Source organism: Candidatus Frankia alpina (assembly GCF_902806485.1).
Lineage (GTDB): Bacteria > Actinomycetota > Actinomycetes > Frankiales > Frankiaceae > Frankia > Frankia alpina.
Map to the genome: position 1 here is coordinate 1 of NZ_CADCWT010000575.1, position 503 is coordinate 503.

Sequence of the window (503 nt, forward strand, 5' to 3'; positions counted from 1 at the left end):
CCGCTTCCGCGCCCGCAACACCGAACAGGTCGTCCGGTTCGAGCTCGTACGGGTGCAGGTTCCCGCCTTTTCGGAGCCGGCGTTCCGGGAGCTGATCACCAATGCGCTGACCCATCGGGACTACGACGTTCCCGGCGCCGTCCACGTGCGGTGGGGGCGTAAGGGCCTCAAGGGCGGGTGTAGAGCAGCCGGCCGAGCGTCGCAAGGGTCCGCAGGGGAAACGGCAGTCGGCAGCCGAGGTCGGCCGCAGCCGTGTCGACGGCGGCCAGTTCGCCGAGCACCGCCTCCCACGGGGCGTCGCTCATGAGGCCCAGTAGCGGCAGCGAACAGGCCGCCCGCACCCAGCCCCGGTCCACGACGACGAACCCGCCGCCCATGCCCTCGACCGCTCGGGCGACGGTCAGCATGTCGTCGTCGCGGGCGCCGACCACGATCACGTGGCCGGGGGCCTGCGCCGTCGACACCCCGAGCGCGCCACGGCTGAGCCCACAGCCGCGGATCAG

1 protein-coding gene is annotated in these 503 nt (G+C 72.8%); it reads right to left on the reverse strand.

What is annotated here, in order from left to right:
- Positions 1-167 precede the first annotated feature (167 nt).
- Positions 168-503: adenine deaminase C-terminal domain-containing protein (locus tag G6R25_RS24565; RefSeq protein WP_272871470.1), on the reverse strand; the 336-nt coding region annotated here is incomplete at its 5' end.